The sequence below is a fragment of the Nitrospira sp. genome (assembly GCA_016788885.1).
Taxonomy (GTDB): domain Bacteria; phylum Nitrospirota; class Nitrospiria; order Nitrospirales; family Nitrospiraceae; genus Nitrospira_A.
In genome coordinates this window covers 1-25424 of record JAEURX010000039.1, presented here as the reverse complement: position 1 = coordinate 25424, position 25424 = coordinate 1, and the positions used below count along the sequence as shown (strand labels likewise).

18 protein-coding genes are annotated in these 25424 nt (G+C 59.3%); 12 read left to right on the top strand and 6 right to left on the bottom strand.

The window, feature by feature from the left end; genetic code table 11:
* The 6 genes from JNL86_10800 to JNL86_10775 all read right to left on the bottom strand — a co-directional run.
* A partial coding sequence (locus JNL86_10800; protein ID MBL8043393.1) for a twin-arginine translocation signal domain-containing protein occupies positions 1-521 on the bottom strand: 521 nt, incomplete at its 3' end.
* A gap of 452 nt (positions 522-973) precedes the next feature.
* Positions 974-2497, bottom strand: coding sequence for a sigma 54-interacting transcriptional regulator (locus tag JNL86_10795; protein MBL8043392.1), 1524 nt, complete (start codon positions 2495-2497; stop codon positions 974-976).
* 269 nt (positions 2498-2766) lie between these two features.
* Entirely contained in the window at positions 2767-4188 is a 1422-nt protein-coding gene (locus JNL86_10790) for an HlyD family efflux transporter periplasmic adaptor subunit (GenBank protein ID MBL8043391.1), read from the bottom strand.
* Positions 4189-4315: 127 nt separating this feature from the next.
* Positions 4316-5824, bottom strand: coding sequence for an efflux transporter outer membrane subunit (locus JNL86_10785; protein ID MBL8043390.1), 1509 nt, complete (start codon positions 5822-5824; stop codon positions 4316-4318).
* Positions 5821-7419 carry a DHA2 family efflux MFS transporter permease subunit gene (locus JNL86_10780; protein ID MBL8043389.1) on the bottom strand — a complete coding sequence of 533 codons (1599 nt, stop codon included), beginning with the start codon at positions 7417-7419 and terminating at the stop codon, positions 5821-5823. Before JNL86_10780 ends, JNL86_10785 begins: the two co-directional genes overlap by 4 nt.
* Positions 7420-7437: 18 nt before the next feature.
* Positions 7438-8304, bottom strand: a complete 867-nt coding sequence (locus tag JNL86_10775) for a formate/nitrite transporter family protein (GenBank protein MBL8043388.1) — start codon at positions 8302-8304, stop codon at positions 7438-7440.
* Positions 8305-8719: 415 nt separating this feature from the next.
* Here JNL86_10775 and JNL86_10770 point away from each other — a divergent pair, with 415 nt between their 5' ends.
* From JNL86_10770 to JNL86_10715, 12 genes are all read left to right on the top strand, one after another.
* Complete coding sequence (locus JNL86_10770; GenBank protein MBL8043387.1) at positions 8720-10675, top strand: CHASE3 domain-containing protein; 1956 nt, start codon at positions 8720-8722, stop codon at positions 10673-10675.
* Positions 10647-12041: a sigma-54-dependent Fis family transcriptional regulator gene (locus tag JNL86_10765; GenBank protein MBL8043386.1), complete on the top strand. Its 1395-nt coding sequence runs from the start codon at positions 10647-10649 to the stop codon at positions 12039-12041. The genes JNL86_10770 and JNL86_10765 overlap by 29 nt, the downstream gene beginning before the upstream one ends.
* 76 nt (positions 12042-12117) lie before the next feature.
* The gene (locus JNL86_10760) at positions 12118-13263 is read left to right on the top strand and encodes a sensor histidine kinase (protein ID MBL8043385.1); all 1146 of its coding nucleotides are present in this window, start codon (positions 12118-12120) and stop codon (positions 13261-13263) included.
* Positions 13260-13910, top strand: a complete 651-nt coding sequence (locus tag JNL86_10755; protein MBL8043384.1) for a response regulator transcription factor — start codon at positions 13260-13262, stop codon at positions 13908-13910. Before JNL86_10760 ends, JNL86_10755 begins: the two co-directional genes overlap by 4 nt.
* A gap of 186 nt (positions 13911-14096) precedes the next feature.
* A complete protein-coding gene (locus JNL86_10750; GenBank protein MBL8043383.1) occupies positions 14097-14306 on the top strand; it encodes a hypothetical protein in 210 nt (69 codons plus the stop codon).
* A 483-nt stretch (positions 14307-14789) separates the two neighbouring features.
* On the top strand, positions 14790-16235 hold the full coding sequence (locus JNL86_10745) for a TolC family protein (GenBank protein ID MBL8043382.1): 1446 nt from the start codon (positions 14790-14792) through the stop codon (positions 16233-16235).
* 8 nt (positions 16236-16243) lie between these two features.
* Entirely contained in the window at positions 16244-17467 is a 1224-nt protein-coding gene (locus JNL86_10740) for an efflux RND transporter periplasmic adaptor subunit (GenBank protein ID MBL8043381.1), read from the top strand.
* A gap of 4 nt (positions 17468-17471) precedes the next feature.
* The gene (locus JNL86_10735; protein ID MBL8043380.1) at positions 17472-20603 is read left to right on the top strand and encodes an efflux RND transporter permease subunit; all 3132 of its coding nucleotides are present in this window, start codon (positions 17472-17474) and stop codon (positions 20601-20603) included.
* Between the two features lie 183 nt (positions 20604-20786).
* Positions 20787-21101, top strand: coding sequence for a quaternary ammonium compound efflux SMR transporter SugE (gene sugE / locus JNL86_10730; GenBank protein MBL8043379.1), 315 nt, complete (start codon positions 20787-20789; stop codon positions 21099-21101).
* A 42-nt stretch (positions 21102-21143) separates the two neighbouring features.
* The gene (locus JNL86_10725) at positions 21144-22331 is read left to right on the top strand and encodes a calcium:proton antiporter (GenBank protein MBL8043378.1); all 1188 of its coding nucleotides are present in this window, start codon (positions 21144-21146) and stop codon (positions 22329-22331) included.
* Positions 22332-23414: 1083 nt separating this feature from the next.
* Entirely contained in the window at positions 23415-24836 is a 1422-nt protein-coding gene (locus JNL86_10720) for a sigma-54-dependent Fis family transcriptional regulator (GenBank protein MBL8043377.1), read from the top strand.
* A gap of 486 nt (positions 24837-25322) precedes the next feature.
* Positions 25323-25424, top strand: a 102-nt coding sequence (locus JNL86_10715) for a twin-arginine translocation signal domain-containing protein (GenBank protein MBL8043376.1), incomplete at its 3' end; no start/stop codon positions are given.

Genomic DNA, 25424 nt, shown 5'->3' with positions numbered 1-25424 from the left:
GACACCCGGTTGAGGTCGTCGAGGAACCGGCTGTCGAACTTGTACTTGCGCTTCACATCGGGCGTCAGCTCGGGGGAGCCATCGTCCATCCACTGCTTCCAGCCCTTCCGCATCAACGGCCCCTTCAAGCGATAGGGTCCGTACACGCGCCGGTGGAAGGTGAAGCCTTTCAAGCACATGCGCGGGTTATGGGCGAACGTCCCGCGGTTGCCATAGAGGTCTTCATAGGTTTGGTGGTCGTAGTTCTGCTCCACCCGCATCACGACGCCGTTCCGGACGAAGGCCCGGACGCGACAGCCGTGCGTGTCGTTCGGGGAGCAGCACCAGGTAAAGGATGAGTCGTATCGATACTGGTCGTGATACACACGCTCCCAGGACCGATCCGGGTACTCACCCAGCGGGTTCCCCACCTCGATGACCGGCTGCAGCGCGGTCAGCGCGAGGACTTTGTCCGCCACGGCCACGGCCGCGACGGTTCCCACCGAAACTTTGAGAAACTGTCTCCGGGAAAATTGCATCATGAACATCCCCTCCTCGTAAAAATACAGACCAGACTCCGGTGCCATGCCGTCATAACACCGGACACAATTCCGGATGACCGGCGTCGTATGACCTACCCCAACCCCTTTCTAGACATGTGGCTCTCCGCGGCAATAGTGCCCCGGTCTTTCAGCTACGCCACGGCGCGTATCGGTCGACCCCAGACGCCACATCTCTCAGTTAGAATTGATGAAATGAACGATAGATAAAAAATCACGCAGCCTTACTATGCAGCAGCTATGCCATGGATCCGCCTTCTCCAATCAATTCCATATCATTGAAACTATTGAACTTCATCGCATGAATGATGAGACGCTTTTTCTTAAAACCGTATCGGCCACGATATGTCGCGGCGGAGGAACCGTCTTCCACCACGACATATCGTGGCCCCAACAGATGTGTGCGATGTTTCGGAGACGTGGAGGAGAAGGAGTTACTTACCCAGAGGAGAACGACGAATCCCCAACCGATACATCCGGCTACGAAGCGTGCTCGGTGCCAGCCCCAATTGTTCAGCTGCACCGCCTGGCCCTTCGATTCGCCAGTCGAGCAAGGTCAGGGCCTGAAGAATATGACGACGCTCTTCATCGACCAACGTCCGACGCGTGCTCGCTTGCGGAGGTGCGGGCAGATTGATCATGGCCGGATCAATACATAACCACCGATCGTGACACAGGATCAACGCGCGCTCCACAATGTTCTCCAGCTCCCGGACATTGCCTGGCCAGGTATACTGCACGAGCCGCTCCATTGAGGGCTCATCAAAGTCCTCGCAGGGACGCTTCAACCGTTGCGCATGGAACCGCAGGAAATGCCGGGCAAGGATCGGAATATCCTCGGGACGCTCCCGCAGTGGGGGCATATGGATAGGGAACACGTTCAACCGATAATACAAATCGCTCCGGAACCGCCCCTGCTGAATGGCCATCGGCAAATCGGCGTTCGTCGCGGCAATCACCCGGACATCGACCGGAACAGCCTTCGCACCGCCGACCCGATCGACGAGACCGTCCTGCAGAACCCGCAACAACTTCGCCTGCGCCTCCAGCGGCATTTCCCCGATCTCGTCCAAAAACAACGTACCGCCATCGGCCAACTCGAAGCGACCGATGCGCTGATGCTCGGCACCCGTAAAGGCACCGCGCTCATGGCCGAACAGTTCACTTTCGATCAATCCTGAGGGAAGCGCCGCGCAATTCAATCGCACGAACGCACGGCCACGCCGCAGACTGCTCTCGTGTATGGCTCGAGCCAGAACCTCCTTGCCCGTCCCGGTTTCTCCGGTCACCATCACCGTGGCCGTCGTGGGAGCCGCCTGCCGCGCGAGTGTCAGCACCTGCTCAAAGGCCTGGCTCCGACCCACGACCATACCGAAGTCCTGGTTGGCCTTCAGCTCTTCGGTCAGATACACGTTTTCCCGGGCCAGTTGCTCTCGCAACCGGTTGATCTCCTCATAGGCATTGACGTGCGCGATGGCAAACCCGATCTGCGTCGCCACTTGCTGGAGAAAATCGACAGCGTCTGGATCAGGATGGCCCGCCTCAATGCTGCCGATGTTCAAGGTCCCAAGACAGGCGTCCTGCACCACCATAGGAAGGTTGATCATGCGCCCCAGGCCTTCTTGCAGATAACTTTCATCCTCAATGAAGAGCCGCTCCTCACGAAGATGCGGCCGCACGTGCACGCGCTGATGATCGTAGACCCATCCTACCGCACTGCGCGCACGAGGAATCATCGCGTCGCTGCTGAGCACCACTTTGGGCAAATTCGTCTCCACGGCATAGAAGCGAAAGGCATCGGATTGCACATCATAGACCGTAATGCCCGCTCGCTCCCAGCGAACCACCTGCGTCAGCTGTTCCGTAATGGCGCGAAACAGATTCTTCCGATTGCGCTGAGAATTCAGCACATTGGTGACAGATAAGAGAGTGCGGTAATTGATGGCAAGATTCTGCACAACCTGTCCTTCATCCCGATCATCCGCTGCGCGACACGCGCAACGATGGGGCGCTCTGGAGCGGCACATCGTCAGGAGAGGCGAAGCACATGACGGATCAGGAGGAGAGGCCTCGATTGCCGGTGCGGCTTGTGCGCCGACGGCATTATAAACTGGGATGCTATGGTCTTCCCATCGGTTCGCCAAATCTTCATCAAACTTTAATGTCCGGCAGCTGTCTCGATTGGAACAGACGCCAGGCTCGCCCCGCCGATACAGCCTTCCATGAACTAGCGACCAACTCCTCCGAACGCCCGCCTTCCTTCCTCCATTCCCATCCCCGGTCTCGTCCGCGATCCTCCACGTCCCGCTTCAGGGCCCAAGGATCCCGAGCCAGGGCCGATCGAAGGCGTGAGGGGAAACGTGGCGGCTCCCATATCCGGGCTTCTTCGCGGAACGAAGGAACTCGGCTGGCTCTCCCGATGGCTGCGCAGGCGATCGGACTCCAGCGAGTTGCGTTCGCGAGGCGACACCGGACGATCACCCTGAGTCGGGACTATCCGATTCATTTCCAATTCTTCAAGGGACGCATCATCCGCTGCGTCAGCATCAGTCACCACCAGATTACTGGCCATCACTTCCTTCGCCATGGATTCCGCGGTCGGGAGCTCGTCCGCATAGACATCGGTTTCATACTCCGCCGTGGAGGGCGTGGCAAGCGACGTCCAGACAGATTGCCCGGACTCGGTGATGTTGATACTGGTCATGGTCGACAGCCCAGGCCTGATCGGGTGCTCTCGGAGCTCATCAGCCGGCAGCGCGATTCGCACCGGGACACGTTCAACGATATGAATGAAGTTTCCCGTGGAGTTATCCGGCGGCAGTAAGGCAAACGCGCTGCCGCTGCCCGGCACGAGGCCTTCGACGGTGCCGTGAAACGTTTGTTTCGAGCCATACAGACTGACGCTCACCAAGGCCGGCTGCCCTGGCCGCACATGCTGCAGTTCCGTTTCACGCAGATTGGCTTCGACCCACAGATGATCCAGCGGAACGATCGTCATGAGCGAGGCGCCAGGCTGAACACGATCTCCGACCTGCGCTTTTCGCTTGGCGACGTAGCCTGAGATGGGCGCGCGGATCTGCTGACGCGCATATTCCAGATGCGCCTCGATCAATTGGTGCTTCGCCAAGTCGACGGACGGATGGGCCATCACGGTCGTGCCGCCGATCTGCGCATCGAGCGAGTCGAGTTCCGCCTGTGTCTCCCGTACCTCCGCTTCCAGACTGGCGATCTTATCTGCCGTGTTCTGCAAAATTTGTTTGGAAATGGCCCCGCTTGGCGAGGCCCGTTGATACCGATCCATGTCGTGCTCGGCGAGCTCCAAGCGAGCGGTGCGCGACCGCAACTTCTCCGCCAGTTGTTTGCGATTGATGAATAGCGCGGCAATCCGCCGGACCTCCTCGCCCAACCGTCCGCGCGCCCGTCCCAACGCGGCATAGGCTTGATGCTCATCCAACCGCACAAGCAAGTCGCCGCGATTGACGAATTGCGTTTCTTCGGCCAAGACCTGCGTGATGATCCCGGATGCCTGCGCCGCGACCGGTACTAAATTGCCGGTGACATACGCATTGTCAGTGCGGACCCAAAACCGATCGTGCGTGTACCAGTAGATGAGATACCCGACGGTCGCGACCAGCACCAGCAGCGCCACGACCAATAAACGCCTGTTTCGGCGCGCGCGAATGGCCTTTGGATGAATGCGGAAGGAGCCAGCCGGCGGCGGTCCGCCGGGAGATTGTGGAGATTGAGATATATCTGCAGTTGTGGTGGTCATAGATTTAGCTCGGGTTGTGTTTCGGTCGCTTTTCGATGTCCGGATTGTGATAACCGCCCCCCAGGGACTCGATCAGATCGACGGCGGCCACGAGCTGATCGCTCTCCAAGGCTCTCAGGGCATATTCTTGTTCGAGGACGGGATACCGATGACGCAGCACTTCGCGATCATCGTCCAGGCCGTTGACGAGCCGCACTTTCGCCAATTTCCAGTCTTCGCCCAGCGAGGCCACCAACCGCTTGTGTGACGCCATGATCTCGTTGGTCGTGTGCCAGGCACTGAGACTGTCCGCCACTTCCCGCATCGCATCGAGAAGCGTGTCGTTATAGAGTTCTACTGCCGCGTCATATTCCGCACGCTGCGCGCCCAATTCGCCCCGCAGCCGGCCGCCCTCAAACCAGGGCATCCGCAAACCCGGCGCCAGGCCATAGGTGAAGCTCTGACCGCTAAAGAGAAAATTCGCCAGCTTATCGGTCCCCTTGGCAAGCGTCAGGGCATTAAATCCCACAAATCCCGTGAGATCGATAGTGGGATAGAACTGCGTAGTCGCCACCCTGACCAGGCGAGATGCGGCATGCGCTCGATACAAGGCTGCAGCCAGATCCGGACGATGGACCAGCAGGCCGATCGACAGATGATCCGGCGCAGGAATTTGCTTGGGAATGTTGGCTATGGGCTTGGCAAACAAATGGGCCGCTTCATCCGGCCCCTTCCCGGCTAATCGTGCCAGCAGATGCCGCTGGACATCCAATTGATCACGAATGGCGGCTTGCCGTTTGAACGCCGCCTCGTAGTCGGCCACGGCGATTTTGAACGGCTGATCATTGTCGAGTCCCAGACGGAACCGGGTCTCCGCCAGTGTCTTGAGATCGCGGCGAATGCCGACGATCGTCTTCACGATGCTGAGTTGCTGTTGTAAGGACTGTCCCCGGAAATAGGCACGGGCAATCCCAGTGGTCAACCGAAGCCGCACCTCGGCCGTTTCGGCCTCTTCGGCAGCCGCATGGCCCAGAGCCGCCTCGAGCATGGCCCGGTTTTTCCCCCAGAAATCGAATTCATACCGGAAGCTGAGCGGGTTGATGATGCCGTACATGATCTTGATGCCCGCCACTTCGGGATTCAGGGCAGCGAAGACGCCATGCTGGGAGATGCGCTCATAGGTCAGCGACGCATCCGCTTCCAGGAACGGCAACAACCGCGCACCTTCCACCTTCACCAGCGACGTGGCTTGCCGCAACCGCGCCGCGGCATGTTTCAGGCCGGGATTGTCCTTGAGCGCGGTTTCGATCAGCCCATTCAACTCCGGATTGCCAAACTGTTCCCACCACCGATCCTGGGGCCAATTCTGCAGCCGGCTTGTCACTTCAGCGAGAGTTTCGGTCATTTCCGGCGGGTCGAGATATTGGGCCGGTGGATCGCCCTTGGGAATCCAGGCGCAGCTTGCAAAGAGCAAGGCACAGCCGATCCCAAAGCTGATTCGCACGCGATACCCTGTCGATGAACCCGATCTCATGGCACCTCCTCAAGCAACTCCTCGGCACGTTTCATGCGCAGATCCTCTGGAGGGCTCGACGCAATGGGCACATGCGTCGGATGCGCGAACCACACAAGGACGCCCAACCCGATAAAGATGAAACTCGCCACGAGGAACGCATCGTTGAGGCCGAGTATCGCCGCTTCCTGCCTGATCACCAGGCCCAGCTTGGCCTGCGCTTCGCCAGAAGACAATCCTGCCGCTTGGAATTTCGCTGCCAGTTGACCCAGCGGGTCGTACGAAATCGACTGCCGGCCCCCGAAATGATCGGCCAAATGCAGTTGATGGAAATGAATCCGTCGGAACAGGACGATGCCCTGGAACGTGATACCGAATGCGCCCGCGGCGACACGCAATAGATTGGCCACCTCCGCCGCGCGCGTCATCAGGGGGCCGGACAAACCATGCAGGGTCAGCACCGTCACCGGCGTGAAGAACGACCCCAGAAAAATCCCCTCGATCACCATGGGCCAGAACAATTCTTCGTACGAATGAGGATCGTCGTACAAGCCGATCCAATAAAACGTCCAGGCGAAACCGAGACAATTGAAACACACCAGCCAGCGCGCATCGATATACTTGCAGAGGTAATGCATGACGGCGATGATCGGTGCACTCAGCACGACTAACGGAAGCAGCGCCAGACCGGCTAACTTCGAGGAATATCCCAAAATCAGTTGGATCTGGACAATCAGGAGAGACAACAATCCCTGGATCGAGAAAAACCCGAGTGTCAGACTGATGATCCCGATGACAAAATTGCGATGCAGGAACAGCCGGAGGTCCAATGTCGGATGCCGCTCCCCCAGTTCCCAAATGATGAAACACGGAAATGCGATCAGCAACACCACCGCGATGGCTTGGAGGAATGGCGAGTCCAGCCAGTCGAAATCGTTGCCCATATTGAGCAAAGTTTGCAGCCCCAACAACAGCACGGCCAGCAGCAGAAACCCGACCAGGTCGAAGCGAGCGTACCGTCGATGAAATCCACGGCCGTATAACAAGGCGGCCAACGTGCCGACAATCACCAACGTCAGCACGAAATCCAAGTAAAAGAGAAAGCGCCACCCGAGCATGTAGGCGATGTAGCCTCCGACCGGCATGCCGATGGTGAACGGGGTGATACTGAACAGGCCCCAGACGGTCAACGCGACGGCCTTGAGCCGTTTGGGATATTCGTTGAGCAACATGGATTGGGCGATCGGCAGCGTGATGCCGCCGGCAATGCCTTGTACGATGCGCGCAGGAACGAATTGCGCAAGGGTTCGGCTGTCGCCGCACAAATAGGACGCGATGCTGTAGACGATGAACGCGCCGATCAGAAGACGGTAGTCGCCAATCCGTCCGGACAGGTACCGCGCGAGTGGAAAGCCCAACGCCAGTCCGACCATGAAGTCGGTTTGCGCCCAGGTGAGAAAACTGGGCAACACCCCGCCCAGATCCCCTGAAACATGAGGCAACAAGGCGATGTACGATCCGGCGTTGAACAACACGACGATGTGCGACAAGCCAAGCACGGCATTGAAAAGGACGAATCGCCATCCGTGCAATCGGCCGAGATACCCCGCACCCATGACTACGCTTCCTCACCGCTAATACGATGGTGAATATCCCGGCTGATCGCCCCTGGCACTGACGGGCTGAGCCGGAACCGGACTCGCAGCGGGCGCCGTCGTGCGATGGGCCGCATAGATCGCCAACCCCGTGAACAGCATGCCGCCGACCAGATTGCCCAGCGTCACAGGGATTTGATTCCAGAGCCACCACGTGGACAGGCTGACGTCTGCGCCGAGCATCATGCCGACCGGCATCAGAAACATGTTGACCACGGCATGTTCAAAACCTTGAGAGAAAAACAACAGCGTCGGACCCCAGATCGCGACGAACTTGCCGGACAGCGATGTCGACATATAAGCCGCAACCACGGCGAGGCTGACCATCCAGTTGCACAACATGCCCTTGGTGAATGCCGCGAGCAGACCCGCAGAACCGTGAGAGGCGTAGTAGGTCGTTTTGGCTTGTGCAATGGCGATCAATTTTGTGCCGACGGCATTGATCGGCGCATCGCCTCCCGTGGTCAGCGCGATTGCGAACAACGTCGCATAGAGCACGCTCCCGAGGAGATTGCCGAGGAACACCCATCCCCAGTTCGCGAAGACGTGAGATAATCCGGCATTTTTCTGACCATCGACCGCCGCGACAGGGAGCAGCGCAAAACTTCCCGTGATGATCTCCGCGCCAAGCAAGATGGCCAATGCTAATCCGAACGGAAAGAGCAAACTTCCAAGGATCCAGTAGCCCGTTTCGACGGCCACCGTCACGGCCATGCTGGTCCCGATTCCCAAGTACGCACCGGCCAACATCCCGCGCAACACCAACTGGCGGGGCGGCAAGCTCAGCTTGAGGGCGCCGCCGGCCAACATACTGTCCACCACGCCGTAGGGCTTCACATAATCCATTGTCTCCTCCTTGTTCGGGTCGCTGCTCACTCGAATCGTGTACGCGCCATCGCCCCTGCCACCGAGACCTGTCCAGCGGTAGCTCAGCAAGGCGCGTGCCTCGTTGGGCTGCCCCACGCAGGACGCAGCTGAATCAGCACAGGAAAGACCCTACGCCTCTCTGGCAGGACTGACGGACAGACACGATCCCCAGACTCACAGCCACACGAATGCGGGCGAGATCGCACGGTCGCTCGGTGCGAAATCGCTCGTTCGCAGTATCACACCACGCGCGAGAGCCTCGAACCGCGAGGACAGCGTTCAGAAGCCCATCAGAATGATGCGAGTCGGGGACAGCCTGAAGACCTGACGAGGCGGCGATATTGCACAGAGATAGGAGAGCGGACTACCATACCCCCGGAGACCGAGATCTGCCTTGAGCGACCTGCTAAGCAACCTGCCCATTGCCCGCAAGCTGTTCCTTGCGTCGGTGATCCCTGCGCTGACGGTCCTGCTGCTCAGTATCTTGACCTATCGCAGCGTCACGACCTTTTCCGACGACGAAGGACAGCTCAACGATATCTACTACTCGCAACGCTTGGCGTCCGAGTATCTTCGGCTGGTCGTCGACCTCGAAACGGGGTTCCGTGGTTTCGTGCTGACCAGCCAGGAACATTACCTGTTCCCCTACCGCACGGCCCAGGACCACGTGCTCAACATCGGCCGCACGCTCGAAGCGCAAGTATCTCAACAAGACGATCAACGTGTGCTCATTACGTCGGTCCAACAACTCGTCAAACAGTTCATCAGTGAGAAGGAGCTGCTGATCGACGCCGTGAAGGCCGAACACACCGACGAGGCGCGGCAGTATATCGAGGAAGGCAAGGGCCGCACGTTAATGCTGAAAATCCGGCAGGACATGGGCCGATTCGAACACCTCACGCAAACGGCCCTGAATACTAAGCTGGCAAAGATCTCCCAGGATCGCGACACCATGCTGATGACCATCCTGGGTGGCGGACTCTTTGCGCTGATCTGCATGGTGGCCGCCCTCCACCTCATCGCCCACTCGATCACGACCCCGCTTGCGCGCCTGGCCTCCGCCGTTGTCACGTCCGACAGCAACCCGATCCCGCAAGTTCCTGTGATGACGAGAACGGATGAAATCGGACATTTGTCGCGTGTGATGCGCGCCATGAGCGCAGCCATCCAATCTCACATCGCCATGGTGCAACAATCGGAAACGAACCTCCGTCAGCTCAACCAAGACCTGGCCGGATCGGAAGCCAAATACCGGAGCATCGTCGACCACGCACCGTTCGGCATTTTCACCACGCGCGGGATGACCTTGGTCTTCAGCAACCGCTACAACAGTGTGCTTGCGGGCCTCGATCCAAGCGAAGAAAAAGATCCCGACGCCGTGCGACGCGCCATCCACCCGGAGGATCGGGATCGAGTAATCGAGGAATTCTCGCGGGCGGTAGCAGAAGGACAACCCAGCGAAATGGTCTTCCGCTTTCTGCATGCCGACGGCACGGTTCGCAAAGTCTTGAGCCGGCGCATCCCGATTCGGGACCACTCCGGGCAGGTCGTCATGTATCAGGGATTCAATGTGGACATCACCGCCCTCGATTTTATGCAAACACGCCTACGTCGGGCGGAACGGCTGGCCACCTTGGGGCAGGTTGCCGCCGGCATCGCACATGAGATCAGAAATCCTCTCGTGGGAATTGGCTCGACCACCTCCCTCTTGCTCGACGACACCGCTCCCGACGACGCCCGTCGTCCCGACCTTGAGGTCATTCTGCAAGAGACCAAGCGCCTCGATCGCATCGTCAACCAGATCATCGACTATGCGCGGCCCCGGGAGATCGTGGCGTTCGCCTTCGACATGGCACAGCTGGTGCATGAAGTGACAAAGGTGTTAGATGAACCCCTGGCACACAAACAGGCCGTGATCACCCTGTCGGCCCCGGCCCCTCCGTCTATGATCCAGGCCGACCGTGATCAATTCAAACAGGTGCTGCTCAACGTGATGCAAAATGCGATCGAGGCCACGCCGACCGGAGGCGCTATTACCGTCACCCTCACCCAACTCGCGCGCGGCGTCGAACCGGGACTCGAAGTGGCCGTCACAGACCATGGACAGGGGATCAGCCCCGCCCACTTGCAGCACGTGTTCGAACCGTTTTTCACCAGCGGCAAACCACGGGGAACTGGATTGGGGTTGGCGATTTGCCGCAATATTCTCGACGCCCACGGCGGGGACATCGCACTGGACAGTGAGCCGGGGCGCGGCACCACGGTTCGCGTCTGGGCGCCGTTACGCCAACAGCCGCAACGAATGCAAGAAGAAGGAACCCATGCAGGCCACGATCTACGTTACGGATGACGAGCCGGCGATTCGCTCCGCCATCGTCAAACGGCTCTCACGGCGCCATCACACCGTCACAGGACTCGAATCCGGTGAGGAATTGGTCCGGGCTGTCACACAACATCCCCCCGACTTGATCCTGTTGGATTTGAAAATGCCCGGGATGGGCGGCATCGAAGCGCTTCGACAGATTCGTCCCCTCGCGCCGCAAACGCTGGTCATCATGCTCACGGCATACGGAACGGTGGAGAACGCCGTGGAGGCGATGCGGCTAGGCGCCTACGACTTTCTGATCAAGTCCGTTGATTTGTCCGGTGTCGACCCTGTCGTCGATCGGGCGCTCGAATTTCTCGCCCTTCGCCATCGCGTCGAATTCGCCATGGAAGATCAGAACAGTGCCTATGCCCTCTCCAACATCGAGGTGCGCAGCCCCGCCATGCAACTTCTGCTCGGCCAGGTTCGGGACGTCGCACAGAATGCCAAAGCGACAGTGTTACTCCAAGGCGAGACTGGGAGCGGCAAGGAATTTCTCGCACGCGTCATCCACTCCAACGGACCTCGGGCCACCGGGCCGTTTGTCGCCGTGAATTGCACCGCCATCCCGAAGGAACTATTCGAGAGCGAGTTGTTCGGCTATGAGCGGGGAGCCTTCACCGGCGCCCATCAACGAAAACGCGGCCTGCTCGAAAAGGCCGAGGGCGGCACGCTCTTTCTGGATGAAATCGGCGATTTAGATCCGGCCATGCAAGCGAAACTCCTCCGCGTGCTCCAGGAGCGCACGTTCCGGCGGCTGGGCGGCACCGAAGACCTCTCGGTTGATTTCCGGTTAATGACCGCCACGAATCGCGATCTCAAAAAAGACACCGCGCGGGGGACCTTTCGCGAAGATCTCTTCTTCCGTCTGAACGTGGTGACCTTCGAACTCCCGTCGTTGCGCGTCCGAACGGAGGACATCCTCCCGCTCTGCATGCAGGCGATGTTGCGGTTCGGCAAGGAATTCGGCAAAGAAGTCCTCGACATTGAACCGGAGGCGCAGGAACTGCTCCAGCGATACAGCTATCCTGGAAATATCCGCGAACTGCAGAACATCATCGAGCGCGCCATGATCCTGTGTCATGACAAAACCCTGACCGCCGGCTGCCTCCCGCGAGAACTCCGCGATCAGGCCGCACAGATCACGGTGGCTATGGCGCAAGGGGAGCACCCCTCGCTACGGATCGAGATGGTTCTGGGACAACAGACGTTAGGGGACATTGAGTCGGCGCTGATCGAGGAAGTCGTGCGCCTATCCGACCACAATAAGACCCTGGCCGCCAAGTATTTGGGGCTGACCCGTTTTGCATTGGATCGCCGACTCAAGAAACAGCTGGAGCACGAATCGTGACGCAACGGCTGCGCACACTGCGCAGGAGTTGAACCAACCCGGCAAGAGACGCATAATACGGAAGATGGAACGGCCCATGACGCATGCGGCTCATAATCGCACGCTATTGACGCTCGTCGTCACCCTGAGCAGCGTCCTGTTCGTCGCCGATCTGTTCATGCCCCTTGGAATCGCGATCGGCGTGCTGTACGCGGGAGTGGTACTGGTGGCTGCCGGTTCTTCGAATGCTCGCCTGCCCTTCATAACCGCCACCGCGTCCACCCCGCTCATCGTCCTGGGGGCAGCACTTGGTCCGCAGAGCAGTGCCGTTCCCCTGTGGGTCGGCATCCCCAACCGAATCTTCAGCCTGATCGTGCTCTGGGCTGCGGCCATCCTCCTTCAGCAGCGGCAACAGGCCGAAATGCAATTGCGCCATGCCAAGGACGAGTTGGAGGCCCGCGTGGACGCTCGCACGAAGGAACTGGCCGATGTGAATCAGACGCTGCTGCAGGAAATTTCCGGTCATGTCGAAACGGAAGGATTTCTTCGCGCCAGCGAGCAGGCACTCGCCACCAGTCGACAGGAACTGCGTGATCTAACCGCTCGCCTCCTCACGGTACAGGAAGAAGAACGTCGACGCATTTCCAGAGATCTTCACGACGACATCAACCAACGGCTCGCCATGCTGGTGGTCCAGGCCGAATCGCTGGAAGCCACCCTCCCGCCGTCAGCCGACACATGCCGCAAAGAGTTGCGCTCGATCCAGGACCGTCTGACGGAACTGTCCGATGACGTCCGCCACCTCGCCTATCAGTTCCATCCGTCGATCCTCGACGATTTGGGGCTTCCCGTTGCGCTGCAACGACTGGTCGATGATTGCGCAATACGCTCGACGCTGGAAATTTCACTGGAAGTCGACGTCACCCCGCACATGATCCCTCAGGCCGTGTCGACTTGTTTGTATCGCATCGCGCAGGAATGCCTCGCCAATGTGATGAAGCATGCGCACGCCTCGCGTGCGACCGTATCCCTGGCCTCGACAGCGGACGGCATCACCCTGACCGTGCAGGATGACGGCATCGGCTTCGATACACAGAACGCGGTGGACAACCCGCGCGGACTCGGCTTGGTCAGCATGGCCGAGCGTGTGCGCCTGGTCCACGGCACCGTCACCATCGACTCCATCCCTCGGAAAGGCACGCGCCTGTCCATTCACGTTCCCCACGCGGAGGTTTCCGTATGAGCACGACGACGCCCCCTCGAGTGTTGCTGGCAGATGATCACACCCTGGTTCTGGAAGGCTTCCGCCGCATCGTCGAACAGCGTTGCGAAGTCGTGGGCGCAGTGGAGGACGGCCGCGCCCTGCTGGAAGCCGCAGTGCGATTGCGCCCCGACCTCATTCTGCTCGACATCTCCATGCCCCTCTTGAACGGCGTCGACGCGGGGCGCCAGATCAAGAAACTGCTGCCCGACGTAAAATTGATCTTCGTCACCATGCACGCCGACCCCGCCTACGTGAGCGAGGCCTTTAAGGCCGGCGCCTCGGCATACCTGCTCAAACGCTCGGCGGCCAGGGAATTGGATCAAGCCATTGAGGCAGTCTTGAAGGGACAATACTTCGTCACGTCGTTGCTGACGCGAGAGATTGTCACCGGCCTGTCGTCCGAGGAGGGCGGCATGTTTTCGCAGCGGCAAGACCTCACGCCACGGCAGCGCGAGGTGCTGCAGCTCATTGCCGAAGGGCGGACCATCAAAGAAATCGCGGCACTCTTGAACATCTCCCCCAAAACCGTGGAGTTCCACAAGGCCCAAATCATTTTCCATCTCAATCTGCGCACGACCGCCGAGCTGACCAAATATGCGCTCGCACACGGGCTCACCTCCGCCTAGCCCCGGCCTTCTCTCGCTTCTGTGTCACCAGGGCAGTGCCTCGGTTCAGCCCTGCCCCCCGCACTCTTTTGCGCTCAACCTAGGACATCACCTAGTTGCAGGGCGGTGCCACGTTCTGTAGGGTGCTGATGGCGCCATACGCGGCCTATCTACTGCGTCCCGACTCCAAGGAAGGAGTTCCTGCAGATGGAACCCACAGCCACGCAATGCCAGTTTTGTTGGCGCATTCACGATCAGGGGACGGGAGGTGGGGAGGCAGGCGGCTGGTCCGATTTGCCGACATTTATTCAAAAACATAATCTCGCGACACATGACCTCAGCTTTACCGATGGCTATTGTCCGCAATGTACGCAACTGTACTGCCGCCTCACGCAAGTGCATCCATACGATTCCTGATGCACGCTCCAACACCAACGGGGTACGACTCTCACGTGCGGCCAACCAGGCCCAACCAGCAAACGTTGTGGCGATGTGGGTCCGATCGATCGCTCAGTCGCCGAAGCCGCCACGCCGCCGACCGGTCACACACGATGTCTGGGGCCTTCGCCCGCTAGCCAACTTCCTGCGCGTCAGACTGCAACTGCCGCCAACGTGGACAACCCTGCTGAGGCATTCGCCAGGTCAGCTTCCTCGCTTACACAGTGCTGGACTCCTCCAATGGAGAGTCACCGGGAGTCCCCTCCTGCACCACACAGACTGTTTGTTCGCTGGAACCACTGACCTGGCGTCCACCGCAGGGTCAAGCCACGATTCCCCGTGCCTGATCGACTTCACCCGGCGAGGGTGATACGGTGTGTGTATCGGGACACGACGCACACCGTTGCGAAATCCCGCCGTCACGTGGTGACTGGCGATCGTACGGAGGAAGGACGACCGACCATGACACTCATCAGCAGAGGCGGACCGGCACCCAGCCTGCATCACCGCATCACGGCCGGAACCGCACCGAAAACCATGACACCAACACAACGGCCACTTGCGACTGAACGGCCGGCTGGAGGAACCACACTCCTGCTGACAGGCGCATGCACAGTACGATTCATCGCCCGAACCCTGTTCGCGCTACTCTTCTTGGCATGGCTGCTTCCGAACGCTGGCCTGTGCGCATCCCCGTCGACAAGCCTGACCGATCAGGCCGGCACTGACCCGGTCTACTCGCTCCAACGCGTGCTGGATCTGGCCCTCGCGCGCAATCCCACCGTTGCCAGCGCCGAAAGCACGATCGATCAAAACCGCGGGCAACAGGTGGCCGCCTACACCTATCTCAATCCTTCGGTGAACGCCAACAGCGGCCGCGGCAAGATGAGGGACCTGGGTCTCTTCGATCCGGCCGTGCGAGAGTCCCTCACGGAATTCAATCTGACCGTGGGACAACCGATCGAGTGGCCCTCGAAACGTGCTGCCCGCCAACGCGCGACCGAAGCCGGTGTGGCCAGCGCGTCGGCCGGCTTGGCGGAAACCCGCCTGAATCTTGTCGCCGACGTCAAACTGGCGTTTTACGATTTACTGTTGGCCCAACGCGACCTCGCGCTCGCCCAACAGAATCTCGCGACCATCGAGGACGTGCATCGGGCCGTCACCACCAGAGTGCGTCTTGGAGAAAGCCCTCAGTTCGAGGCGATCCGCAGTGAAGTGGAAGTCCTGAAAGCCAAACAAGCCCTCACGCGCGCGGCCAATCGAACGCGGGTCGGCCGAGTGATGCTCGATACGCTCACGGCCGGCTCGCTCGGTCCCAACTATGCCATCGACGGACAACTCCACCGTGTGGGGCCAAGCTTCGGCATCGAGATTCTGACCGAACGTGCTCTGGCTGAACATCCCACGATCCAGCGCTTGAGCAAATCAGTCGAGCAAGCCGATCACAGCCTGGAGTACGAGCGGCAAGCCCGGGTGCCCAACATCACGGTCGGCGGCAGCTACTGGCGGGAAATCGGCCGGGAAGCCTTCACCGGCGGCGTCTCTTTTCCCACTCCGGTGTGGGATCGTCGACAGGGCGAAATCATCACGGCCTTGGGCAGCAAACGAAAAGGCGAAGCGGAATTCCTCCGTGCACGCAATGAACTCATCCGCAACATCAGCCAACATTTTCAGGATGCAAAAACAACAGCGGATTTGATCGAAGTCTACGAGAAAGGATTGCTCAGACAGGCGGAGGAAGCCCTCCGCATCGCTAAGTTCAGCTTCCAGCAGGGCGCGTCCAGCTTGATCGAAGTCCTGGATGCACAGCGGGTGCAGCGCCAGATTCTGCTAGACTATGCGCAGGCACAATTCGATCTCTCCACGTCACTCACGCTCCTGGAACGCGCGGTGGGGGGCCCCCTGTGATACCGTCAATGACCTCGGTCCACACCGCGGCCGCCGTGTTGCGATCCGCCATACGCCGGCCAATCTTTCTATTGTTGTTCGGCCTCCTCAGCAGCCTGTCAGGGCTCGCCGGATGCGATGGCCCTCCGCCCAATGCCACCGGGGCGAATCCGCCTGCCGCCTCTCCGGACACCGGCGTGGTTCGATTGACGGCGGAAAAGATGAAAGCGGCTGGAATCACCGTACAACCGCTCCAGCGCGGGGAGTTCCGCACCTTTCGGGATTTTCCAGGAACCGTAGAGCCGAACGAGCACGCGCTGGCCGACATCACGACGCTCGTCCGCGGCCGGGTCATCGATGTCTACGCCGACCTCGGCCGGGAAGTGAAAGGCGGCACACTCCTGGCGCTCCTCTACAGCAGTGAGCTGGGAATGGCGCAATCGGCCTATCTCAAAGCGACGGCCAAACTGAACGTAGCGGATCGAGCCTTTCGGCGGGCTGAATTGTTGTTGAAGGAAAAAGTCATCGGCGTAGCCGAATTGCAACGACGTGAAGGAGAGATGCTCAGCCTTCGGGCCGAACTGCGAGAAGCTCGTGACCGCCTATTGATCCTGGGACTCACCGACGAGGATTTGCGCAATCTCGATCGCAACCACACCATTCGTTCGCACGTCCCGGTGGTCGCCCCCTTTGACGGCCGGATCATCGCCAGAAATCTGACCAAGGGCGAGGTGGTGGAAACCACGGAAAAATTGTTTGTCGTCGCCGATCTTTCGGAGGTCTGGGTGACCGCGAAAATTCCCGAAAAGGATATTCCATACATCCAGTCTGATCTGGAAGGAGATGGACAGGCGGTGGAAGTGCACGTGGCCGCCTATCCGGGACAGATTTTTCACGGGCGGATCACCTACGTCGGAGACGTCCTCGATCCGGCTACCCGCACGATGCGGCTTCGACTCGAATTGTCCAACCCCGAACGCAAGCTCAAACCCTCGATGTATGCCACGGTCCGCGTCTATTCCGAACCGCAACCAGAGACACTCCTGCTACCCGAAACGGCCGTGCAGCGCGACCGTGATCGCCAATTCGTCTTCGTGCAACGTGAACCGGGGGTCTTCGAAGTCCGCGACGTTCAATTGGGGGAGTCCAACGGACAGCAGGTCAAAGTGTTCGGCGGCGTCCAGGAACAGGAGGCCGTCGTCGTGAAAGGCTCCTACGTGCTCAAATCCGAGCTGTTCGGTTCGCAGATCTGATTGCATGTTATCGTCGCTGCTGCAGATGTCCCTCCGCCAACGTGTCCTCGTGGTCGTCCTGGCCCTGGCCCTGGCTATCGGAGGCATCTACTCGTTTCAAACCATTCCCATCGACGCTTTTCCTGATGTCACGACGGTCCTGGTTCAGGTCGTGACGAAAACACCCGGACTCTCTCCGGAAGAAATCGAACGGTTCGTGACATTTCCCCTCGAACTCCAGTTGACCGGCTCCCCCGGCCTGGTTGAGGTGCGTTCGCTGTCGAAAGTCGGGCTTTCCATGATCGACGTGATCTTCGAAGACACGGTCGATATCTACCTGGCACGACAGGTGGTACTCGAACGCATTCTCGAAGTACAGGATCAGCTGCCGCCTGGCTCGCTGTCCCAGTTGGTCCCCAATACCACCGGGCTGGGCGAAGTCTTTCAATATTTTTTGAAGGGCCCGCAGGATGACACGGCAGGCACACAACTCTCCGAGTCCGAGTTGATGAACCGTCGCACCCTCCAGGACTGGCTGATCCGCCCGTTGCTCAAGGGACTCCCGGATGTCGTGGACGTGAATTCCCTAGGAGGGTTCGTCAAAGAATTCCAGGTCATGGTCGAGCCGGGCCTGCTGCGAAAATACAACCTCGCCCTCCACGATGTGTTCCGCGCGGTCGAACAGAACAATGCCAACGCCGGCGGAAACATTCTGGAAAAGAACGCCGAGCGATTCATCGTGCGGGGGGTCGGCCTCATCAAGACCCTCGCGGACATCGAGCAAATCGTCGTGAAAGAAGAAGGCGGCACCCCGGTCTATGTGCGGGACGTGGCCGAGGTTCGCGTGGGGCACGCCATCCGCCACGGTGCAGCCGTGATCAACGGCCAACATGAAGCCGTGACCGGGATCGTGCTCATGCTCCGCGGCGGCAACGCCCGTGAAGTGGTCCAGGCGGTCAAAACCAAAATCGACGACATTCACCAGCATAAGCTGCTTCCCGGCGGCCTCCGCATCGTCCCCTTTTACGATCGCATCGAATTGATTACCTCCGCCTTGAACACCGTGTACAAGGCCCTGTTCGAAGGCGTCGTGCTGGTGGTTGTGGTCCTGTTCCTCTTTCTCGGCAACGTCCGCAGCGCCCTGATCGTCACCGCGACCTTGATCCTCACCCCACTGGCCACCTTTATCGTCATGGATCGGGTAGGATTGACCGCAAATTTGATGTCGCTGGGTGGGCTGGTCATCGCGATCGGCATGATGGTGGATGGTTCCGTGGTGGTCGTGGAAAACGTGTATCGCCATCTCTCCGAACACCGCGACTCCTCGACCGGCAAGACCTCCTTGATTCTACAGGCGGCGATGGAAGTGGGACAGCCGGTCGTCTTCGGCATCCTGATCATCATCATCGTCTTTTTTCCGATCCTTTCCCTGCAAGGCATGGAAGGGAAAATGTTTCAGCCGCTGGCCTATACCATCATCATCGCCCTGCTGATCTCTCTGTTGCTGTCGCTGACCCTGTCGCCGGTGCTCTGTTCCCTGGTCCTCAAGGATGCTAAAGAGGAAGACACCTTTCTCCTGCGGTGGGTCAAGCGCGGCTACCTGCCGACACTCGGATGGGCGCTTGGCCATCGCACCGCCGTGCTCGCACTCGCCCTCAGCCTGCTGGCCGGCAGCCTGGCGCTGTTTCCTTTTCTGGGAGGCGAATTCATCCCCATCTTGAACGAGGGGTCGGTGACGCCTCAAACCATCCGGCTTCCTGGCATTTCGTTGGAAAAATCCATCGAGATCGAGAAGGAAATGCAGCGAGCGGTACTGGAGTTCCCGGAAGCCCGCATGGTGGTGTCGAAAATCGGCCGGACCGAGCTCGGCAACGATCCTCAGGAGCCGAATGCGAGCGATCCCGTCGTGTCGCTCGTCCCGATGGATCAATGGAAAACCGCCTCGACCAAATCGCAACTTGATGACGCGATCCGCCGTCGCCTGCAACAGATTCCCGGCGCCAACTTCCTGATCAGCCAGCCGATTCAACAACGGGTCGATGAGTTGGTCTCGGGAGTTCGCTCAGAAGCCACCGTCAAGGTCATCGGCGAAGACCTGGACATTCTGCGCAACACCGCAGAAAAAATTCAGGGCATTATGAACGGCATTCAAGGGGTCAAGGACGTGCGTGTGGAGCAACTCTTCGGACAGTCTTACCTGACCATCGATATCGATCGCGGCAAGATCGCCCGCCACGGCATCAATGTCACCCAGATTCGGGAAATCATTACGACCGCGATCGGCGCCGACGCTGCCACGCGGGTCTACGAAGGGCAGCGCCGCTTCGACCTCATTCTTCGTTTTCCAGAACAATATCGCGACAGCGTCGACACCATCGGCAATATCCTCCTGACCACCGCGGCCGGCGCACTGATCCCACTAGGTGACATCGCCAAGGTGGAACTGCGCGAAGGCCCGGCATTGATCAGCCGTGAAGGCCTGCAGCGCCGAATCTACGTCGGCTTCAATACGTTCGGTCGCGACATCGAGAGCATCGTGCATGAGGCCCAGACGAAAATCGACCGTCAGATACAGTTGCCGACCGGGTACCGGCTGCTCTGGGGCGGTTCATTTGAAAACATGCAGCGGGCGATGGCTCGCCTGAAAGTTATTGTCCCGATCACCATCGGCGTGATCTTTCTCATCCTGTTTTCCTCCTTCAACTCGTTGCGGTATGCCGCCCTGATCATTCTGAATCTGCCCTTCGCCCTGATCGGCGGCATTGCGGCCCTCTGGCTGACCGGCGAATACCTGAGCGTGCCGGCCTCCGTGGGGTTCATCAACCTGTTCGGAGTGGCCGTTCTGAACGGCATCGTCTTAGTGTCCTACATCAATAAGCTGCGCGCTGAGGGCATGGACGGCAACGAAGCCGTCGTCACCGGCTGTTCCCTGCGTTTGCGTCCGGTGCTGATGACCGCTGTCGTCGCCCTCCTGGGGTTGCTCCCCTTGGCGCTCTCACACGGCATCGGCTCGGAGGTCCAACGCCCGTTGGCGATCGTCGTCATCGGAGGCCTGGTCAGTTCGACGCTGCTGACGTTGATCGTCCTGCCCGTGTTATACCAGTGGTTCGACCGTCCGGCTGCACCCGCTGCATCCGTGGACGAACAACCGGCGTGAAGGTGGTGCCCGCTCCCGCAGGCCCTGCCCGCAGGTTCTCCTCCTCACATGCGCAGCCCCTAGTGAAATGCCGAGGTGGTTTCGAGCATCTGATTCTGTATGATGACCACACTGGACGAGCTGTCGGATCCCCCTGTTTGCTCGCGCCCACTCACCCGTACGAAGGACAATGAGTACCGATTTATGGCATGGACGTTCCTCGTGGTGGCCGGTCTGTTCGAGATCTGCTGGGCAATCGGTCTCAAATATACGGAGGGCTTCTCCCGCCTCTGGCCCACAGCCGTCACGTTGGCCGCGATGGTCGCGAGTTTCGGCTGTCTCGCTCAAGCCTTGAAGAGCATCCCCGTCGGCACTGGCTACGCGGTGTGGACAGGCATCGGCGCCGCAGGCACAGCGGTACTAGGCATCGTCCTCTTCGCCGAATCCGTGTCGATCGTGAAAGTGTGTTCCCTCCTCTGCATCATCCTTGGCATCATCGGACTGAAAGGCAGCGCCTGACCGACCGTCGGGGCGCAGACACACCCACGGGTCGCCGTCGCTATGTTGTCCTTGGTTACATCGACTCCGCAGGATTCGTCGCTCCTGCGCTTTCCACACCGCACCGCCCCGCCTCATCGTAGCCGCATCTTCGGCGAATGGTGGTTGATCATTCCCGTCGGGACCGCCGTCCTGTTCTTTCTCCACGGCCACGAGTGGTTGAGCGATCTTTCGAATCCCCTGCGCCTGAGCGCCATGCTCGGATGGTTGCTTCTGGTCATCGTTCTGTCGGCCTTTGCCGTACTTCGCCATGCGGAACACCTGGCGGCCCGGCTGGGCGAACCACTGGGCACCGTGATTCTGACGTTATCGGTCACCGGCATCGAAGTGATGATGATTGCCGCGTTTATGTACACAGGAAACGGCAATGCCTCCCTGGCACGGGATGCCATGTTTGCCGTGGTGATGCTCGTCCTGAACGGCATGGTGGGATTGTCGCTCTTGCTCGGCGGCTTGCGATATCACGAGCAGACCTACAATCTGCAAGGAGCCAACGCCTTTCTCGCCGTCATCGTGCCGTTGGCTGCACTGGGGCTCGTCATGCCAAACTATACCGTGTCTTCCTCAGGCCCAACATTCTCTCCGCATCAATCCGTGTTCCTGATCATCATGTCCCTCGGGCTCTACGGCGTGTTTCTCGCGATTCAAAATCTCCGGCATCGTGATTATTTCGTTGCCCCTCGCAGCTCGAAAAAACGCCACGCGACGATCCTGCACCAACACCACCCCTCTCCCGGAGGCTCGGTCTGGTTCCATACCCTACTCCTCTTAGCCTACCTACTCCCGCTGGTCATTCTGTCGGAGCATGTTGCAGTCCCGATCGATCACACGCTTCGACTCTGGCACGCCCCTCCCACCCTAGGCGGGGTGTTGGTCGCGGGACTCGTGCTGGCGCCGGAATCCCTTGGCGCAGTTCGCGCGGCCCTAGCCAATCAATTGCAGCGCTCCGTCAACATTCTTTTGGGTTCGGTCCTCGCCAGCATTAGCCTGACTATTCCGGCCGTCCTTGCCATCGGGTTCGTCACCGGCTCCACGATCATTCTCGGCATCGATGCAGTCGACACCATTCTCCTGATCCTGACCTTCGTGGTGAGCATGTTGACGTTCGCAGTAAGACGCACGAACGTCCTGCTCGGAGCCGTTCACCTCCTCCTGTTCCTGGCCTATCTCATGTTGATATTCGAGAAGTGAGCCGACGGAACCGCTACGCCTCCGAAACGCGACGCACCTAGGCATACGCCTCTAAATCGATCGATTCCGCACACTTGACACAGTGCGACGAACAACCGCTTCTCTCCATCCTCAGGCTCAAGCGCTCTTATACCCCCGCCATTCCATACACCACGCGCGAACACGCATGGAACGAAATATGCCTCATCAGTTGTTGTGCTCGGCAGCGACGTACCGGCAATAGCGGCACTGTATTCGGCACAGACACGGCCCCCAATCGGAAAGGTGGCGACCCATGCACGCTGTTCCCCTGTCATGGACTCACACATTGCTCGTGCTTGCAGCGGCTCTGGATCCCTGCTGTGTGATCGGGGCACCATCGAGTCCTCTCTTCCCCGAGGCTCCGCTGGTGCGCTCCTCGTTTCATCCACCCCTGCGACTGTTGCAACCTTCTTTCCATCCCCTTGTGCTACCAGAGCAGCACAGCCGTCCGATGCTCAGACCCCCTCACCGGCCGATGCAGAGCGTCCCGGCCCGCTACACCCCCACTCCATCACCCACTGTCCGTTCACGGCGCCTCACATCGGAAAGTGATGGGAACTGGGGGCTGGAACCGCAACCATTCATTGGCCCCAAACAACAATCGACGAAAACAGCATCTCCTGTGAACCGAGGCACAACGTTCACCGGCCAGACCTCCGTTGCACCGATCTTCCTTCTTTCTCTCAACACCTCCGCCATTCCCACCCTGCACACGACACCGCATCAAGAGTATGAATATGAGCGGATGAACGACGCTTCACACGTAGCCCTGCATGGAGGCAATTGAGGGCGTCTGGATCGCCGTGCATGCCACTTCGGGCATCCCGTTTGTCATGCACCCCCTTTCCAAATCATTCCATCCCGCGCCAATCCACCCTTCCCGGGCAAGGCCATGCAAGCAGTTGATTTCCTTCAACCTCGCCTCCTAAGATAGCAGCAGGTACGGCGGGCGGCTGCCGGGCACCAGCCTCTTCCTCGCGGTTCCTTTGTCCCTTCGTGCGCATGGATGCGATGGGGCGATTGTGCTTCGGCGAACGGCGAGGGTCTTCCTGAACAATACGTATGGCAAGTACCAAACAAAAGTCGTTCACCATCCTGCTGGTCGAGGACGACGCAGGAGATGTCGATCTATTCCTGCGCACCGTGGAGCCTGAGCTGCCCCGGCACGAAGACGACGAGATCACACTGGTCATCAATGCGACGGCCGAAGGAGCGATTGAGCGCCTCCAGAAGGATGCTGTTGATCTGATCATTGCCGACGTGCGGTTGCCGGGGATCAGCGGGATTGAACTCCTGCGGCGCGTCCAAGATCTCAATCGTCGCATTCCGGTCATCATGTTGAGCCGGGTGGATGCGACGGAAACGGTGATCGATGCCATGCGCCACGGGGCGTTTGATTATGTCGTCAAACCGTACGACGCCATGGATCTGGCAGCCCGGATTCATCGAGCCATGCGCATGTCGGAGATCCTGCTGCAGGCCACTCCCGATGAACCGGTTGCTCCTCGAATCCCGTTCAAAAACCTCGTGGGTGTCAGCGCCCCGATCCGCAACGTGATGGCCATGATCGAAGCGATTGCGCGGGTCCCTTCGACGACGCTGATCATCGGAGAAACCGGAACCGGGAAGGAACTGATCGCCAAAGCCATTCACGAGCGGAGCCTCGACAGCGACGGACCGTTTCAAGTCGTGGATTGCACCACGTTTTCAGAAGGCACCGTAGAGAGCGAACTGTTCGGGCATGTCCGCGGCGCGTTTACCGGCGCAGTTTCCGACCGAACCGGCCTGATCGAGTCAGGAAGTCACGGGACCGTCTTTCTGGATGAAATCGGCGACTTGCCGGCGAACCTGCAAGCCAAGCTGCTGCGCGTTCTGGAAGCTGGGGAAGTCCGTGCAGTCGGCAGTACCCAGCAACGGAAGGTCAATGTCCGCTTCGTTGCCGCAACGAATCAGGATCTTGCCGAGAAGGTACAGCGAAACGAGTTCAGGAAGGATCTCTTTTTCCGCCTCAACGTCATGGTTATCCGCGTGCCCCCCTTGCGGGAGCGGACAGAAGACATTCCCGTGCTGGCCCGGCACTTCATCGCCCGCTACGCCAAGGAGTTTTCCAAACATGTGGAGGATCTTCACCCCACGGCAGTCACGGAACTGGTCGCCTACCCATGGCCGGGCAACGTGCGGGAACTGCGGAACGTGATGGAGAGAGCCGTCATGCTGGCCAAGGGAGATCGTATCGGCATTGCCGATGTAGCAGGCATGTTGGCGGTTCCCGATCACCGTCAGAGAGAGCTCCCCGACGAGGACTACCTCCACCTTCCCTATGCCAAGGCGAAGGAACAGGTCCTAGAAGCATTCAACCGGCGGTATATCTCGACCAAACTGACCATTCACCAAGGCAACGTCACCCATGCCGCACAGGACTCCGGCCTTCCCCGTTCCTACTTCCATGAGATCATGCGCCGCTACACAAAAGACGAGAAATAACGGTGTCAGACAATCATGACACCACATACAGCGAAGATGTCGTAACAAATTGTTTTCATGATACTTTTTAGCGATATGTGGGCGCGTCCGCATTTACAGACACAAAATAACTAAAATATATCAATATCTTATGCATTTCACCCCCCCACAGCAGTCAGTACTTTCTGACCCCACCAGTTCTAACAACATTTCCCCCACTCTCACGCCACCAAGACGACCACGCAAATAGCTGATTTTATTAACCAACTCAAGCTATCCCCGCAGGTAACATTGCTGCCGTTTACGACCATGACGGCATGCGAATTGTAATATCTTCCTACGCCGAGCGAATGCCCGCTCGACATTTTCGAATTGTGAGGGACGAATGTTTCCAATTCGACACGCGGAAAGGAGGTCCACCAGACGAACTTGCATTCGTGTGAGTGTAGTGAAGTCGTACGAACAGGTGCATGAGGGACTCATGTGCCTCACAAGGAGGTAGCTATTATGCAGGTTTCCGTTTCACGGAGACAGTTTCTCAAAATCTCGGCGGGAACCGTCGCGGCCGTGGCCGTGGCGGATAAAGTCCTCGCGTTGACCGCGCTGCAG

Coding starts and splice junctions, on each gene's coding strand:
- JNL86_10775 (MBL8043388.1), bottom strand. CDS start 8,304: ATGGATTATGTGAAGCCCTACGGCGTGGTGGACAGTATGTTGGCCGGC.
- JNL86_10760 (MBL8043385.1), top strand. CDS start 12,118: ATGACGCATGCGGCTCATAATCGCACGCTATTGACGCTCGTCGTCACC.
- JNL86_10745 (MBL8043382.1), top strand. CDS start 14,790: ATGACACTCATCAGCAGAGGCGGACCGGCACCCAGCCTGCATCACCGC.
- JNL86_10785 (MBL8043390.1), bottom strand. CDS start 5,824: ATGAGATCGGGTTCATCGACAGGGTATCGCGTGCGAATCAGCTTTGGG.
- JNL86_10780 (MBL8043389.1), bottom strand. CDS start 7,419: ATGGGTGCGGGGTATCTCGGCCGATTGCACGGATGGCGATTCGTCCTT.
- JNL86_10735 (MBL8043380.1), top strand. CDS start 17,472: ATGTTATCGTCGCTGCTGCAGATGTCCCTCCGCCAACGTGTCCTCGTG.
- JNL86_10740 (MBL8043381.1), top strand. CDS start 16,244: ATGACCTCGGTCCACACCGCGGCCGCCGTGTTGCGATCCGCCATACGC.
- JNL86_10765 (MBL8043386.1), top strand. CDS start 10,647: ATGCAGGCCACGATCTACGTTACGGATGACGAGCCGGCGATTCGCTCC.
- JNL86_10750 (MBL8043383.1), top strand. CDS start 14,097: ATGGAACCCACAGCCACGCAATGCCAGTTTTGTTGGCGCATTCACGAT.
- JNL86_10725 (MBL8043378.1), top strand. CDS start 21,144: ATGTTGTCCTTGGTTACATCGACTCCGCAGGATTCGTCGCTCCTGCGC.
- JNL86_10755 (MBL8043384.1), top strand. CDS start 13,260: ATGAGCACGACGACGCCCCCTCGAGTGTTGCTGGCAGATGATCACACC.
- JNL86_10720 (MBL8043377.1), top strand. CDS start 23,415: ATGGCAAGTACCAAACAAAAGTCGTTCACCATCCTGCTGGTCGAGGAC.
- sugE (MBL8043379.1), top strand. CDS start 20,787: ATGGCATGGACGTTCCTCGTGGTGGCCGGTCTGTTCGAGATCTGCTGG.